The following is a 14,531-nucleotide window of genomic DNA, read 5'->3' as shown; positions in this document are numbered from 1 at the left end:
CGCCTCAGGACGAGGCCATGCCACTGGCGCGAGCCAGGGGCTTCGAAGGGGGACGGCTCCGCGCACCTGGTGCGGGCCGTGAGCTGAACCGTTTCAGCGCTACTGCGGTGCGGGTAAGCGATGGGGATCGCGAACCGCCACAGAGGAGCCGCGGACGCCGAGACGGGTGAATGAGTGCAGTAGTGGTTGGTTCCCTGCCACGGAAGGCGGGGTGAGCTTCGCAGCACACGACCACGCACGGAGCGACGGTCGTGCCGTTCGCAGCACCACGTGCTTCATCAGTGCCCTGTCGCGATCCGCCACGGCTCGCGGGGGCATCCACAACAGAGAGAGGGAATTACCTGATGTCCGTATCCCACCGCCGCATGCGCCTGCATGCGCTGGCTGCCGCCACGGCAGTCGCCATTTCCGGTATGTCCGCCCTGGCCGCTCCGGCCTTCGCCGCCGAGCGCCTGAACCTGTCCGGTCTCGAATCCGGCGCCCAGTACGACCGCTTCATCGTCAAATACCGCGAAGGCACCGCCGAACGCGCCGACACCGCCCAGGCCAAGGCCGCGCTGGTGCGCGCCACCAAGGCTGGCGTCGCCGGCAAGGGTCTCGCTCTCGGCCATCTGCGCCGCATGTCGCTCGGTGCCGACGTGGTCAAGGCCGACCGCAAGCTCGATCGCGCCGAGGCCGAGAGCCTGATGCGCGAGATCGCCGCCGACCCGAACGTCGAATACGTCGAACTCGACAAGCTCAACAAGCCCTACCTGACCCCGAACGACACCAACTACAGCCAGCAGTGGGGCTATTCGGGTACCTACGGCATCAAGGCCAACCAGGCCTGGGACGTGACCAACGGCGCCGGCAGCGTCGTGGCGGTGCTCGACACCGGCATCACCAACCACAGCGACCTCAACGCCAACATCCTCCCGGGCTATGACTTCATCGTCGACACCACCGTGTCGAACGACGGCAACGGCCGCGACAGCGATCCGAGCGATCCGGGCGACTGGACCACGGCCGGCCAGTGCGGCACCGGTTCGCAGGCATCCAACTCCAGCTGGCACGGCACCCACGTCGCCGGCACGATCGCCGCGGTGACCAACAACGCCAAGGGCGTTGCCGGCGTCGCCTACGGCGCCAAGATCGTCCCGGCGCGCGTGCTGGGTACCTGCGGCGGCTACGACTCCGACATCGCCGACGCGATGATCTGGGCCTCCGGCGGCACCGTCACCGGCGTTCCGGCCAATGCCAACCCGGCCGAAGTGATCAACCTGAGCCTCGGCGGCACCGGCGCGTGCAGCTCCACCACGCAGGCCGCGATCAACAGCGCGGTGTCGCGTGGCACCACGCTGGCCATCGCCGCCGGCAACGACAACACCAACGTGTCCAATGCCTCGCCGGCCAACTGCGCCAATGTGATCGCGGTGGGTTCGATCACCAGCACCGGTGCGCGTTCGAGCTTCTCCAACTACGGCGCCGGCGTGGACATCGCGGCACCGGGCTCGACCATCATGTCGACGATGAACGCCGGTACGACCACGCCGGGCGCTGAGACCTACGTCAACTACAGCGGCACCTCGATGGCGACCCCGCACGTCGCCGGCGTCATCGCCCTGATCCAGGCCGTGGCGACCACGCCGAAGACCCCGGCTCAAGTCGAAGCGCTGATCAAGGCCAACGTCACCGCGTTCCCGTCGACCCCGTCGCAGCCGATCGGCGCTGGCATCCTCAACGCCAAGGCCGTCGTCGACGCGACCAACGGTGGCGGCGGTGGTGGCGCCGGGACGCTGACCAAGGGCGTCGCCGCGACCGGCCTGTCGGCTGCGGCCGGCGCCTATGTGAAGTACACGATGGTGGTGCCGGCCGGCGCGACCAACCTGACCTTCACCACTTCCGGCGGCACGGGTGATGCGGACATGTACGTGAAGTTCGGCAGCGAGCCGACCGACACCGTGTACGACTGCCGTCCGTATCTGACCGGCAATGCCGAGACCTGCACCTTCGCCGCGCCGTCGGCCGGTACCTACTACGTCAACCTGAAGGCGTACTCGACCTTCTCGGGCGTCAGCCTGGTCGGCGACTACACCACGGGCGGCGGCGGTACCCAGACCTACACCAACACGAGCGACTACACGATCAGCGACAACACGACCGTGGACAGCCCGATCACGGTGTCCGGTCGCACCGGCAACGGCCTGAGCAGCACCCAGGTCGCGGTGAACATCGTGCACACCTACATCGGCGACCTGAAGGTCGACCTGGTGGCTCCGGATGGTTCGATCTACACGCTGCACAACCACACCGGCACCAGCACCGACAACATCAACCAGACCTACACGGTCAACCTGACGACCGAAGCGCTGAACGGCACGTGGAAGCTGCGCGTGAACGACAACGCCGCGGGCGACACCGGCTACATCAACAGCTGGAGCATCACGTTCTGATCGCCTGAGCTTTCCGAACGCGCTACCTGGAAACCCCGGCTTCGGCCGGGGTTTCTTTTTGTGCGCTGCTGCATCGCAGCAGCAGTTGGCGCCGCCGGATGACCGTATCGCCGCCCCACGGTGGCCGCAGCGACCAGCGAGCGGACTTTCACACGTCACAACGGTCGCACGTCTTAGTTTCGCGCCATCGCGACGCTGGGCCCGCCGCGATCCCGCACGCACACGATCCCGCCGCAGCGACGGCGGCGCTCGCGTCCGTCGGACATGCAATGGACCTGCGGCCGCGACGCGGCCACCACTCACTGCTCGGGGGTAAATCGTGAACAAGCACTCAGTACGCATGCATGCGCTTGCTGTCGCCACCGTGTTGGCGCTCGCCAGCACGTCGGCATTCGCTGCAGGACGCGTCGACGCCAGTGGTCTGCAGACCGCCGAACGCTTCGATCAATTCATCGTGAAGTACAAAGATGGCAGCGGCCCGCGCACGAACGCCGCCAATGTCCAGCGCTCGCTCGACAACACCGCGCGTGCCCTGGGCGGCAGCATGGGCCTCGGACTGTCGCACTTGCGCCGACTCGCCGTCGGCGCCGATGTGGTGCGCGCCGGCAAGAAGCTGGATCGCGTCGAAGCGGAGAACCTGATGCGGCAACTGGCTGCCGATCCAAACGTCGAATACGTCGAAGTCGACCGCCTGCTGCAGGCGGTGCTGACGCCCAACGATCCGCAATATCCGCAGCAGTGGGGTTACCAGGACGCCGATGCCGGCATCCGCGCCAACGAAGCCTGGGATTCGGCCACGGGTACCGGCGTGGTCGTCGCGGTGCTCGATACCGGCATCACCAGCCACAGCGAACTCAATGCGAACGTCATCGCCGGTTACGACTTCGTCAGCGACGCCACCGCCGCGCGCGACGGCAACGGGCGCGATTCCAATCCCGCCGACCAGGGCGACTGGTACGCCGCGGGCGAATGCGGCCAGCTCACCGGCGCCAACTCCAGTTGGCACGGCACTCACGTCGCGGGCACCGTTGCGGCATTGACCAACAACGGCGTCGGCGTGGCCGGTGTCGCGTTCAACGCCAAGGTGCAGCCGGTGCGCGTGCTCGGCAAGTGCGGCGGCAGCATCTCCGACATCGCCGACGCGATCATCTGGGCCTCCGGCGGCACGGTTACCGGCATTCCCAACAATACGACGCCGGCCGAAGTGATCAATCTCAGTCTCGGCGGCAGCGGCTCGTGCAGCGCGACCATGCAGTCGGCGATCAACGGCGCAGTCGGTCGCGGCACCACGCTGGCGATCGCCGCCGGCAACAGCAATGCCGACACGTCCGGCTTCACGCCGGCCAACTGCGCCAATGTGATCGCGGTGGCTTCGGTGACGAGTACCGGTGCGCGCTCGTCGTTCTCCAACTACGGTTCGCTGATCGACATCGCCGCACCGGGCTCCTCGATCGTGTCGACCTTGAACGCCGGCACCACCACGCCAGGCGCGGAAAGCTACGCGACCTACAGCGGCACCTCGATGGCGACGCCGCACGTGGCGGGCGTGATCGCGCTACTGCAATCGGTGTCGGCGACGCCGAAGACGCCGGCGCAGGTGGAGAGCCTGATCAAGGCGAACTTCCGTCCGTTCCCGGTTTCGCCCAGTCAGCCGATCGGCCCCGGCATCCTCGACGCCAAGGCCGTCGTCGACGCGGCCGGCGGCGGTGGCGGTAACGTACCGCCGACGGCCAACTTCAGCTTCACCACCAGCGGGCTGACCGCCAACTTCACCGACACCTCCACCGACAGCGACGGCAGCATCGCCTCGCGCAGTTGGAACTTCGGCGACGGAGGCACTTCGACCGCGGCCAACCCCAGCCACACCTATGCGGCGGCCGGCACCTATACCGTGACGTTGACCGTCACCGACAACGGCGGCGCGATGAATACGCGCACGCAGTCGGTCACGGTGAGCTCTGGCGGCACCGTGTTGCAGAACGGCGTGCCGGTATCGGGCATCAGTGGCGCTTCGGGTAGCCAGCAGTTCTGGACGATGAGCGTTCCGGCCGGCGCGAGCGGCTTGAAGTTCACCATCGCCGGCGGCACCGGCGATGCCGACATGTACGTGCGCTTCGGCTCCGCACCGACGACGACCACGTACGACTGCCGTCCGTATCTGAGCGGCAACAACGAGACCTGCAACATCGCCACGGCACAGGCCGGCACGTATCACGTGATGCTGCGCGGCTACACCGCGTATTCGGGCGTGACGCTGACCGGCAGCTACACCACCGGCGGAGGTGGGCAGACCTACACCAACACCACGGACTACACGATCAGCGACAACGCGACGGTCGAAAGCCCGATCACGGTGTCCGGACGCACGGGCAACGCGCCGGCGAGCACGCCGGTGGCGGTGAACATCGTCCACACCTACATCGGCGACCTGAAGGTCGATCTGGTGGCGCCGGACGGTTCGGTGTACACGCTGCACAACCACACCGGCGGCAGCGCCGACAACATCAACCAGACCTACAACGTGAACCTGTCGACCGAAGCCTTGAACGGCACCTGGAAGTTGCGCGTCAACGACAATGCGGCGGCGGATACTGGCTATATCAATAGCTGGAGCATCACGTTCTGATGGTGTTGTCGAAGCGGTGAGCAAAAAGCCCCGGCTTCGGCCGGGGTCTTTTTTTTGTCATCCCAGCGGCTGGTCAGGCTGGCTTCGGCAGGACGCGCTACCCGATGGGGTGCGTAAAGCGTCGGCTTCGTTGGGACGCGCTACCCGACGGGACGGGGGTGCTCCGCCCCTCCGGACGGCATCCCTGCCTTTAGTCGGGGCCGCGGACCATCCTGGTCCGCTCTCCGCACCCCCATCCCATCGGGCAGCGCTTACCGCGAGCGTGAAGTTCGCCGCTTCGGTCACACGCACTTCTTCTCCCCGCGTGCGGGGAGAAGATGCCCGAAGGGCAGATGAGGGGGAGCGAGCGCAGCGAGTTGCTTTCGCTTTTTGCCAACGCACCCAAGATGTATGGGAGGGCAGGCGGTGCCGGTGGGCAGGCGCAACTGTCAGCGGCATGGATGCCGCTGACAAGCCTCCATGGATGGATTCACGGCGTGTCGCGACTGCCCACCGGCGCCGACTGCCCGTGCCGGGATCGCGCAACCGCCGACAGCCACGCCCCCTCACCCTGCATCGCTGCGCGATGCTGTCCCTCTCCCCGCAAGCGGGGCGAGGGAGGACGGCTGGATCAAATAGCCTCGAACCGATTCGCCGCCACGTTCTTGCGCACCTTGGCCGGATCCCACACGCGACCGTTCATGGCGATGTACACGCCCGGCGGCAGCGACTGCACCGCGCCGACCGCGCAACCGACGTTGAACTCCGCATCCGAGCCACGGAACCGCGCCGGGCTCAGCGCGCCCGTGAGCACGATGGTCTTGTCCTTCAGCGATGCCAGCACCTTGGCCGTCTCCACCATCGTGTCGGTGCCGTGGGTCACCAGCACATGCTTCGCCGGCTGCGCCGCGATCGCCGCACGGATCAGCTCGCGATCCTCGGCGGTAATGTGCAGCGAGTCCTTGCGGATGATCGGGATCACGCTGAATTCGAACGCCACCCCGAGCTCGCGCAGAATGCTGCCGATCTGCGGCTCGCCGATCTGGTAGTCGGACTTGTCGTCGAAGTAGATCTTGTCGATCGTGCCGCCGGTGGTGACGACGCAGAGCTGGTCCATGGGCTTAGTGGTGCGATGGGGATGCTTATTGTAGAGGGCGGCGAGCGAACCGCGCCCGGATCCCCGGAATGCTCGCGGCCAACACCACCACCAACGCCAGCACGATTTCGGCCGTCGCGAATACCCGCTCCGGCGCGCGCGTCCACGCCACCATGATCCCGTGGCTGAACCAGCCCAGCGAGAGAACCGCGGCCCAGAACCCAGCCTGGCGCCAGCCACGCAGTGCGGCCATAGCCAGTGCGGCCGGCGGCAGCGCGAAGACGATCAACGCCGCCCAAGGCGAAGGCAGGGCGCCGAACCACAGCAGATACAGTCCGGTCAGGACGATCAGCGCGACGATCAGTACACGCCGCGACCAGGGGCCTCGAAAAACGCTCATGCCAACCTCCCCGCGATCGTTGCCAGGCGCCGGCCGAGCGCGCGCGCCAGCGTGGCCTCTTCCTCGCTCGGCTGCGGATCGTCCTGCAGGCCGGCGACATGGCTGGCGCCATAGGGCGTGCCGCCGCCGCGCGTCGTGTTGAGGGCGGGTTCGGTGTAGGGAATGCCGACCAGAACGCAGCCGTGATGCAGCAACGGAATCTGCATCGACAGCAGCGTCGCTTCATTGCCGCCGTGCATGGTCGAGGTCGAGGTGAACACCGCCGCCGCCTTGCCCACCAGGGTGCCGCTGGCCCATTCGCTGCCCAGTCCATCGATGAAGTGCTTCATCGGCGCGGCCATGTTGCCGAAGCGGGTGGGGCTGCCCATGGCCAGGCCGACGCATTCGGCGAGGTCCTGCCTGTCGACGTAGGGCGCGCCTTCCTCCGGTACCGGTGGCGCGGCCTGTTGCGTCACCGCGGCCACCGGCGGCACCGAACGCAGCCGCGCGCGCATGCCGTCCACTTCTTCGACGCCGCGCGCGACCAGCCGCGCCAATCGCGCCACGGAACCACCGCGGCTGTAATAGAGGACCAGGATCTCGGGCATTGCGGCTTCCGCTGCGAAGACACGCGGAAGGGTACGCGCTCGCGCTGCGCTCGCCTATTGCTCGCCCATGGCGGCCACGGGGCTCATGCGGCCTCGGCGTCGCATCGGTTACCCTGCCGCCGATGGAGCCGCTCGATTCCCTCAATCGCTGGATGGACCGCATGCGCGATCGCGCGCGGGCCAAGACCTTCTTCCGCTTCCTGGCCCTGCGCTTCCTCGACGATCGCCTGTTCCAGACGGCGGGCGCGCTGTCCTACACCACGGTGTTCGCCCTGGTGCCGCTGTCGATGGTGGTGTTCGGCGTGCTGTCGGCGTTTCCGGTCTTCAGCGTGTGGAGCGACCAGCTCAGCGATTACATCTTCGCCAACTTCGTGCCGTCCGCGGCCAAGTCGGTCGAAGGCTATCTCAAGGGATTCTCCGAGAAAGCGGGCGAGCTGACCGCGACCGGCGTGATCGCCCTGATCGCGTCCCTGCTGATCACGCTCAACGGTATCGAAAGCGCCTTCAACCGCATCTGGCGGGTCAAGGCACCGCGGCCCAAGGTCGGGCGGTTCCTGGTGTATTGGACGGTGTTCACCCTGGGCGCGTTGATGGCCGCCGCCAGCCTCGCCATCTCGGCGCGCTTCTTCGCCATGTCGGTATTCCAGACCGAGGCCGGCAGCATGCTGCAGGCCTTCCTGCTGCGCATGGCGCCGATGGCGATCGAGCTGGTCGCGATCTCGGCGATCTACAAGGTCGTGCCGCACCGGACGATCCAGTGGCGGCACGCCATCGCCGGCGCGCTGCTGGCGACGGCGGCGTTCGAGGTAGTGAAGTGGGGGTTGGGGATCTATCTGGCGAGCTTCGGCTCCTACTCGAAGATCTACGGCGCGCTGGCCGCCGCGCCCATTCTCCTGTTGTGGATCTACATGAGCTGGGTGTCGGTGCTGCTGGGCGCCTCGCTGGCCGCGTCGATCTCGGCCTTCCGCTACCAGCCCGCGGCCATGCGTCTGCCCGTGGGCTATGAGATCTATGGCCTGATCCGGCTGCTTGCCCGTTTCAACGAAGCGCGCAAGCGCGGCCGCGGCCTGCACAGCGACGAGATCCAGCGCATGGAGCCGATGCTGACCGACGCGCTGGTGCAGCAGATGCTCGCGCAACTGTGCGAGATCAACGTCGTGCGCCGCGCCGAGGACGGCGAGTGGCTGCTGTCGCGCGATCTGGACGAGCTGACGCTGGCCGAACTCTACGAGGCCTGCCAGTTGCGCATTCCCATCGCCGAAGCGCACCTGCCGTGCCGCGAGGATTCGCTCGGCCACGCCGCGGTCGCCGCGATCGACGAGCTGCGCCTGCCGCTGCGCGATCTGCTCAAGCGCCGCGTTTCCACCATCCACGCCGACCACGAGTATTGATTCGATGTCTTTGCGTCTGCCCGTACTGTTGATCGCCGCTTTGCTGCTTGCCGCGTGCAAGCCCGGCACCGAAGCGCCCGCACCGCAGGAGCGCGCCGAGACGCCCGCTCCGCCGCCGCCCGCAGCTCCGGAGAAGCCGGCGGAGCCGGCGAATGCCGATGCCGCGTATCCGACCCTGCAACTGGCCACCATCGACGGAACGCAGTACGACCTGTCCGCGCATCGCGGCAAGTGGGTCGTGATCAATTTCTGGGCGACCTGGTGCAAGCCCTGCGTCAAGGAGATGCCCGACCTGTCTGCGCTGGATGCGATGCGCGAACACATCGAAGTGCTGGGACTGGCGTACGACGACTCCGATCCCAAGGACATCCAGGCCTTCCTCAAGGACCATCCGGTGGTCTACCCGATCGCGATCGTCGATACCTTCGATCCGCCCAAGTCGTTCGCGACGCCGCGCGGATTGCCGACGTCCTATCTGATCGGACCGGATGGGAAGTTGGTAAAGAAGTTCATGGGCCCGATCACGACTGGCGACATCGAAGGCGCCATCGCCGCGGCAGGCGGACCCAAGCCCGGCGCCGGGTAGTACTTTTCAACGGCGGGGCCTTTCAAAGTCAGGAGGCAGCCATGAAAGCGGTGCGGTTTCTCGTAGGCGGCAAGGTCCAGGGTGTGTTTTTCCGAGCGAGCGCGCGCGACCGCGCGGTGGCGCTGCGATTGCGCGGCTTCGTCCGCAATCTGGCGGACGGGCGCGTCGAGGTGCTGGCGGTCGGCGACGAGGATGCCGTCGAGGAGCTGGCGCAATGGCTGCACTACGGACCGCCGCATGCGCAGGTCGACGAGCTCGAACGCATCGAGGCCGGAGAAGAGCCCGGCCTGGACGATCTGGACGGTTTCGACATCCGTTGAAGGAGTAGTGCCATGGCGGTACGCATCGTTCGTCTGGGCACTGCGCGCGCGAAGGGCGAAGGCCTGCGTATCGGCACCGTGCGGCGGCCGCCGCGTGGCGTACCCAAGGCGAAGTTCGCCGAAGAGAATTGGTACGACGTGTGGTTTCCCAATCTGGCGCCGAGCCTGGATACCATGAAGCAGGCGCAGGCCGCGGAAACGCCCACGCAATGGAACGCCTTCGTGCGCAAATACCGCGCCGAAATGGCGACGCCGGAGAACAGCCACAGCATTGCGCTGCTGGCGGCGCTGTCGCAGGACAACAACTTTTCCGTCGGCTGCTATTGCGAAGACGAATCGCACTGCCACCGTTCGATCCTGCGCGAGTTGCTGGCGGCGCAGGGCGCGAAGATCGCCTAGGAAGAGTGTTCAGTCGGAAGCGCGAGCGACGGGCCGCGCGACTCCAGCAACAGATAGCCGCAGATAGCCAGGACCAGCGGCAGCAGGTAATACACGGCGCGGTACACCAGCAGTGCAGCGAGCACCGATGCGGCCGGGATCCGCCCCGCGAACGCGGCGACGAAGATCGCTTCGAGCACGCCCACACCGCCTGGCACGTGCACCAGCGCCGAGGCCACGGCGGAGAACAGCAGCGCGCCGAGCACGGTCGGGTAGTCGGCGGGCGCGGGCAACAGCACGAACACGATCGCCGCCATCAGCGACCAATTGGTAACCGCCAGCGCGTACTGCACCAGCGCCATCTTCACCGAGGGAAGGCGGAAGTGATGACCGCGCAGATGGAACATGCGTCCGTGCAGCCAATGGCAGGCCAGGACGTACAGTGCCGCCGCGGCGAGCATCGCCACGCCGAGCCAGGGCAGAACATGCACGGTGGAGGCGTACCGTAGCGGCAGCACGATGCGGCCGCTGGCGAAGACGACTCCCGCGAGCAGCAAGTAGCCCAGCCAGTTGGCGCTCGCGGTGAAGAACACGATGCGGGCGATGGCCGGAATGCCGACGCCCGCGCGCGAATACAGGCGGAAGCGCGACCCGGTGCCGCCGATCAACGCGCCGATGTTGAGGCCCAACGCGTAGGCGACGTCCGCGATCAGCACCACCCGTCGCGTCGACAGCGCATGGTGCGCATAGGACCGTGCGGCCAATTCGTAACCGGCGTAGACCAGATAGCTTGCGACGGTGAGCGCCGCCGCGATCAGCAGCATCGCGATGTCGTAGGCCGCCATCGCGCCGAACACGTGGCGCCAGTCGATCGCACGCGCCGCACGTGCCAGCAACGCCAGTATCGCCAGCGGGAATAGCCACCAGACGATGCGTCCCAGCCGTCGCGCGAGGGGATGGTGCGGCTTCATCCTGGCGCTCCCGATGGCGGTGTTCCGCTCGATGCATCGGCGGGCGGCTTCGCCAGCGTCATCCGGGGCGCATGCGCCGGCAGCCAACCGGCCCACTCGGGGAAGCGGCGCAGAAAATGAAACAGCAGCGGCCGTGTCAGCGCCTGCCAGAAATGGCCCTTGGGCACCGAGGCCTCGTCCACCGCCTGGCAGTGGTTGCGCATCAGGTCTTCCAGGCGCCCGCGCAGATCGGCGACGAATGCCGGATCGCGAACGAATACGTTCGCCTCCAGGTTGAGCGACAGGCTGAGCGGATCGAGGTTGCTCGAACCTACGGTCGCCCAATCGTCCGCCAGCGCGACCTTGCCGTGGAACGGGCGCTCGCAGTACTCGTAGACGCGCACGCCGGCGTCGACCAGGTGCCGGTACAGCGTGCGCGCCGCGGCGAGCGCGACCTGCATGTCCGGCTCGCCCTGGAAGATCAGCGACACCTTGACCCCACGCTTGGCCGCGTCGCGCAGATCGCGCAGGAAGCCATAGCCGGGAAAGAAGTAAGCGTTGGCGATAAGGATCTCGCGCCGTGCCGTGCGGAACGCGCGCCGGTACTCGCGCTCGATACTGTCGCGGCGCCGCTGGTTGTCGCGCGGCACGAACATCGCGTCGGCAGCGCCCGCCGCTTCGGCCGTAGCCGTATCGCGCGAAGGCCACCAGGATTCGCCGGTACCGGAGGAGGAGGCGATGGCGTCGCATAGGAAACCGTGGATGTCGGCGACCGTGGGGCCTTCGATTTCCACGGCGTAGTCCTGCTTCGCCTCCGGGCCGAAATCCAGCACATGGTCGGCCGAGAAGTTAATGCCGCCTACCATCGCGACCCGCGCGTCGGCGACCAGCAGCTTGCGGTGCATGCGGCGGAACACGTGCAGGCGCATGCCCAGCCAACGCGGATGTGGGTCGAACACGCGCATACGCACGCCCGCCTGCGCGAATTCGGCCAGGAATTCCGGGGAGAAATGCGGCGAGCCGAAGCCGTCGACGGTGAGTTCGACGCGTACGCCGCGGCGTGCGGCCGCGACGAGGCGGCGGTGCAGCTCCAGGCCGATCTTGTCCTCGAACAGGATGAAAGTCTCGATGAGGATCTCGCGCTGCGCGGCATCGATCGCGGCGAACGCGGCGGCGAAGAATTCCTCGCCGTTCTCCAGCAGGCGCACCCGGTTGCCGCTACGCCAGGGAAACTCGCTGATCTTGGCGTGCCTCATGGTCTGGCCCCGGTCAGCATGGCGTCACCACTCGATCCTTACGCACAGCGGCGCGTGGTCGGACAAGTGCGACCAGGGACGCGACGACAACACGCGCGGCTGCACGCCACGAACGTTGCGCACATAGATCCGGTCCACCGGTAGGAGGGGCCAGCGGGCCGGAAAGGTCTTGGGGAGCGTGCCGTCGTGCTGGAGGAAAACTTCCTGCAGGTGGCAGCGGGCGAGCAGCGGATGGCCTTTGCGGCGCCAGTCGTTGAAGTCGCCGGCGACGATGAGCGGCGCGTCCGGCGGCACTTCGCGCTCGATGATTTCGCACAACAAGCTCAGTTGTTGCCGGCGATGCGATTCGAGCAGGCCCAGGTGGACGCAGATAGTGTGGACTTCGTCTGCGTCGGGAACGGCGAGGACGCAATGCAGCAGGCCGCGCTCTTCGCTGCCGTGGATCGAGATGTCGCGATTCTCGTGGCGCACGATCGGGAACTTCGACAGCAACGCATTGCCGTGATGGCCGTGCGGATACACCGCGTTCTGTCCGTAGGCGAACTGCGGCCACAGCGTGTCGGCGAGGAACTCGTACTGCGGACCTTCCGGCCAGTTGAAGTGCTTGCGCGCGTAGTGCGCGTGTTCGCCCAGCACTTCCTGCAGGAAAACCACGTCCGCGGACACCGAGCGGATCGCCTCGCGCAGCTCCGGCAGGACGAAGCGGCGACGGAGCAGGTTGAAACCCATGTGGGCGTTCAGGGTCAGGACGTTGAACGCGGGCATGGGGGGATTGTGCGGATGGAGCGGAACGGGGGAGTGAATGGTGGAGGTAGCTCCGGCGCCCGTATGGGCGCTTAGCCGCCGATCGCCTTCAAAACCCGATAACGCTCTTTCTTGGGCCTTCCCGGCAATGGCCCGAACGCGATCTTGGCCGGCGGCACGTTGGTATCCGGCAGCCGCTTCAACAGATCCTTGATCAGACTCAGCCGGCCGCGCTTCTGGTCGTTGAAGTCGACCAGCGTCCACGGCGCGTGGCGCGTGTGCGTGGCCTTGAGCATGGCTTCGCGCGCGCGGGTGTAGTCCTCGTAGTGCTTGCGTGCCTCGACATCGATGGGCGACAGCTTCCAGCGCTTGAGCGGGTCTTTCAGTCGCTCGGCGAAGCGCTCCTCCTGCTTGTCCTGGTCGCAGCACAGCCAGTACTTGAACAGCAGGATGCCATCGTCGACCAGCAGCTTCTCGAACGCAGGCGCCTGGCGCAGGAAGGCCTTCACCTGCGCGTCGCTGGCGAAGCCCATCACCTTCTCCACGCCGGCGCGGTTGTACCAGCTGCGGTCGAACAGGACCATTTCGCCAGCCGCGGGCAGGTGTTCGACATAGCGCTGGAGGTACCACTGCGAGCTTTCGCGTTCGTTCGGCTTGGGCAGTGCGACCACGCGGCACTGGCGCGGGTTCATGTGATCGGCGATGGCGTTGATCACGCCGCCCTTGCCGGCGGTGTCGCGGCCTTCGAACAGCACCACCACGCGCTTGCCGGTCGCCTGCAGCCAGCGCGCCATCGCGACCAGTTCCAGTTGCAGGCGTTCGATCTGCTCGTCGTAGCCGCTGTTCTTCTTGTCGCTTTTGCCCTGGTCCTTGTGCTTGGCCATCAGCGGCTCCTGCGGCGTGCGGGCTTCTGGACTGAGGGCTTCGCCGCGGCCGGCTGCATGCTGCGCGCGACCTCGAGCAGGGCGCCCTGTTGCTTGGTGTTGAGCGAGCGATACGCGGCGAGCAGATCGTGCTCGCCCTTCGTGCGCGACGGATCGAGCGTGCTGGCCAACTCGGCGAGCAGGGCGCCCGCGGGGACGCCGAAAGTGCGCGCGAGCGCATCGAGCTGGTCCTTGCCGGGCAGCTTCTCGCCCTGCAGCCAGGCGCTGACGGTGGCGACGCCCGCGCGCGGTATCGCGGTGGCGATGTCGGCGGCGCTCAGCCCGCGCGCTTTGGCGAGCAGGCGCAGCGTGGTCGCGAGTGGCATGTCGATCACTCCCTACTCCTTGAGGCGTGGTCTGAGCGTAGCGAGGTTACACGGACGCGTGCGTGCATCGAGCTGCGCCTGGATGATCTTTTCCCACGCCGTGCGGCAGGCCGAGGTGGAGCCCGGCAGCGCGAACAGGAAAGTCGCATTCGCCAGCCCGGCGAATGCGCGGGATTGCAGCGTGCTGGTCCCGATCTCGTCGAAGCTCAGCGCACGGAACAGTTCGCCGAAGCCCGGCATCTCTTTATCGAGCAAGGGCAGCAGCGCCTCGGGCGTGGAGTCGCGGCCGGTGAAGCCGGTGCCGCCGGTCACGAGGATGCCGTCGACGCTAGCTTCGGCGATCCACTGCGACACTTTGGCGCGCAGCTGGTAGCGATCGTCGCGGAGCAGGGCACGGTCGGCGAGCTGGTGGCCGGCGCCGGTCAGGGCGGAAACGAGGTAATCGCCCGAGGTGTCTTCGGCCAGCGTGCGGGTGTCCGAAACGGTGAGCACACACAGGCGGAGCGGGATGAAGTCGCGTTCTGCGGTCATGCGCGG

General features: G+C 67.0%; 15 protein-coding genes and 2 pseudogenes. 8 read left to right on the top strand and 9 right to left on the bottom strand.

The genetic code is table 11. The features are described from left to right. Positions 1 to 344: 344 nt before the first annotated feature. The 4 genes and pseudogenes from ACYVJ8_RS10850 to ACYVJ8_RS10835 all read left to right on the top strand — a co-directional run. Positions 345 to 2,072 (top strand): annotated as a pseudogene (locus ACYVJ8_RS10850) (S8 family peptidase); the annotation flags it as partial. Between the two features lie 69 nt (positions 2,073 to 2,141). After that, entirely contained in the window at positions 2,142 to 2,432 is a 291-nt protein-coding gene (locus ACYVJ8_RS10845) for a proprotein convertase P-domain-containing protein (RefSeq protein WP_460712390.1), read from the top strand. A 340-nt stretch (positions 2,433 to 2,772) separates the two neighbouring features. Then, positions 2,773 to 4,416, top strand: a pseudogene (locus ACYVJ8_RS10840) (S8 family serine peptidase); the annotation flags it as partial. A 51-nt stretch (positions 4,417 to 4,467) separates the two neighbouring features. Continuing rightward, complete coding sequence (locus ACYVJ8_RS10835; RefSeq protein WP_460712388.1) at positions 4,468 to 5,058, top strand: proprotein convertase P-domain-containing protein; 591 nt, start codon at positions 4,468 to 4,470, stop codon at positions 5,056 to 5,058. Between the two features lie 610 nt (positions 5,059 to 5,668). On the opposite strand, the gene ACYVJ8_RS10830 is transcribed toward ACYVJ8_RS10835, so the two are convergent. Genes ACYVJ8_RS10830 through wrbA form a run of 3 tightly spaced genes read right to left on the bottom strand, consistent with a single transcriptional unit; the run spans position 5,669 to position 7,120 of the window. Beyond that, positions 5,669 to 6,154: an asparaginase domain-containing protein gene (locus ACYVJ8_RS10830; protein WP_460712220.1), complete on the bottom strand. Its 486-nt coding sequence runs from the start codon at positions 6,152 to 6,154 to the stop codon at positions 5,669 to 5,671. 25 nt (positions 6,155 to 6,179) lie between these two features. Beyond that, on the bottom strand, positions 6,180 to 6,533 hold the full coding sequence (locus ACYVJ8_RS10825) for a DUF2069 domain-containing protein (RefSeq protein ID WP_460712218.1): 354 nt from the start codon (positions 6,531 to 6,533) through the stop codon (positions 6,180 to 6,182). After that, positions 6,530 to 7,120 carry an NAD(P)H:quinone oxidoreductase gene (gene wrbA / locus ACYVJ8_RS10820; protein ID WP_460712216.1) on the bottom strand — a complete coding sequence of 197 codons (591 nt, stop codon included), beginning with the start codon at positions 7,118 to 7,120 and terminating at the stop codon, positions 6,530 to 6,532. Before wrbA ends, ACYVJ8_RS10825 begins: the two co-directional genes overlap by 4 nt. Positions 7,121 to 7,242: 122 nt before the next feature. Between wrbA and ACYVJ8_RS10815 the strand changes: the two genes are divergently transcribed. The 4 genes from ACYVJ8_RS10815 to ACYVJ8_RS10800 are packed head-to-tail and all read left to right on the top strand — an operon-like array spanning position 7,243 to position 9,816. Beyond that, the gene (locus tag ACYVJ8_RS10815; protein ID WP_460712214.1) at positions 7,243 to 8,511 is read left to right on the top strand and encodes a YihY family inner membrane protein; all 1,269 of its coding nucleotides are present in this window, start codon (positions 7,243 to 7,245) and stop codon (positions 8,509 to 8,511) included. A gap of 4 nt (positions 8,512 to 8,515) precedes the next feature. Continuing rightward, positions 8,516 to 9,097 carry a TlpA family protein disulfide reductase gene (locus ACYVJ8_RS10810; protein WP_460712212.1) on the top strand — a complete coding sequence of 194 codons (582 nt, stop codon included), beginning with the start codon at positions 8,516 to 8,518 and terminating at the stop codon, positions 9,095 to 9,097. A gap of 41 nt (positions 9,098 to 9,138) precedes the next feature. Beyond that, entirely contained in the window at positions 9,139 to 9,417 is a 279-nt protein-coding gene (locus tag ACYVJ8_RS10805; protein ID WP_460712210.1) for an acylphosphatase, read from the top strand. A gap of 12 nt (positions 9,418 to 9,429) precedes the next feature. Further along, the gene (locus ACYVJ8_RS10800; RefSeq protein ID WP_460712208.1) at positions 9,430 to 9,816 is read left to right on the top strand and encodes a DUF488 domain-containing protein; all 387 of its coding nucleotides are present in this window, start codon (positions 9,430 to 9,432) and stop codon (positions 9,814 to 9,816) included. Here ACYVJ8_RS10800 and ACYVJ8_RS10795 read toward each other — a convergent pair. The 6 genes from ACYVJ8_RS10795 to moaB form a co-directional block, all read right to left on the bottom strand. Continuing rightward, positions 9,813 to 10,766, bottom strand: a complete 954-nt coding sequence (locus ACYVJ8_RS10795) for a lysylphosphatidylglycerol synthase transmembrane domain-containing protein (protein ID WP_460712206.1) — start codon at positions 10,764 to 10,766, stop codon at positions 9,813 to 9,815. The two genes, ACYVJ8_RS10800 and ACYVJ8_RS10795, sit on opposite strands and share 4 nt — an antisense overlap. Then, positions 10,763 to 12,001 carry a cardiolipin synthase ClsB gene (clsB, locus tag ACYVJ8_RS10790; RefSeq protein WP_460712204.1) on the bottom strand — a complete coding sequence of 413 codons (1,239 nt, stop codon included), beginning with the start codon at positions 11,999 to 12,001 and terminating at the stop codon, positions 10,763 to 10,765. The genes ACYVJ8_RS10795 and clsB overlap by 4 nt, the downstream gene beginning before the upstream one ends. Positions 12,002 to 12,025: 24 nt before the next feature. Further along, the gene (locus ACYVJ8_RS10785) at positions 12,026 to 12,766 is read right to left on the bottom strand and encodes an endonuclease/exonuclease/phosphatase family protein (protein ID WP_460712202.1); all 741 of its coding nucleotides are present in this window, start codon (positions 12,764 to 12,766) and stop codon (positions 12,026 to 12,028) included. A gap of 71 nt (positions 12,767 to 12,837) precedes the next feature. Continuing rightward, the gene (gene ppk2 / locus ACYVJ8_RS10780; protein WP_460712386.1) at positions 12,838 to 13,539 is read right to left on the bottom strand and encodes a polyphosphate kinase 2; all 702 of its coding nucleotides are present in this window, start codon (positions 13,537 to 13,539) and stop codon (positions 12,838 to 12,840) included. A gap of 89 nt (positions 13,540 to 13,628) precedes the next feature. Next, positions 13,629 to 13,994 (bottom strand): helix-turn-helix domain-containing protein, encoded by a 366-nt coding sequence (locus tag ACYVJ8_RS10775; protein WP_460712384.1) that lies wholly within the window; start codon positions 13,992 to 13,994, stop codon positions 13,629 to 13,631. 12 nt (positions 13,995 to 14,006) lie between these two features. After that, entirely contained in the window at positions 14,007 to 14,525 is a 519-nt protein-coding gene (gene moaB, locus ACYVJ8_RS10770; protein ID WP_460712200.1) for a molybdenum cofactor biosynthesis protein B, read from the bottom strand. Between the last annotated feature and the right edge of the window lie 6 nt (positions 14,526 to 14,531).

This window comes from Lysobacter terrae, from assembly GCF_054782215.1.
Note: the sequence above shows the minus strand (reverse complement) of the source record. Positions and strands in the feature narration are given on the sequence as shown.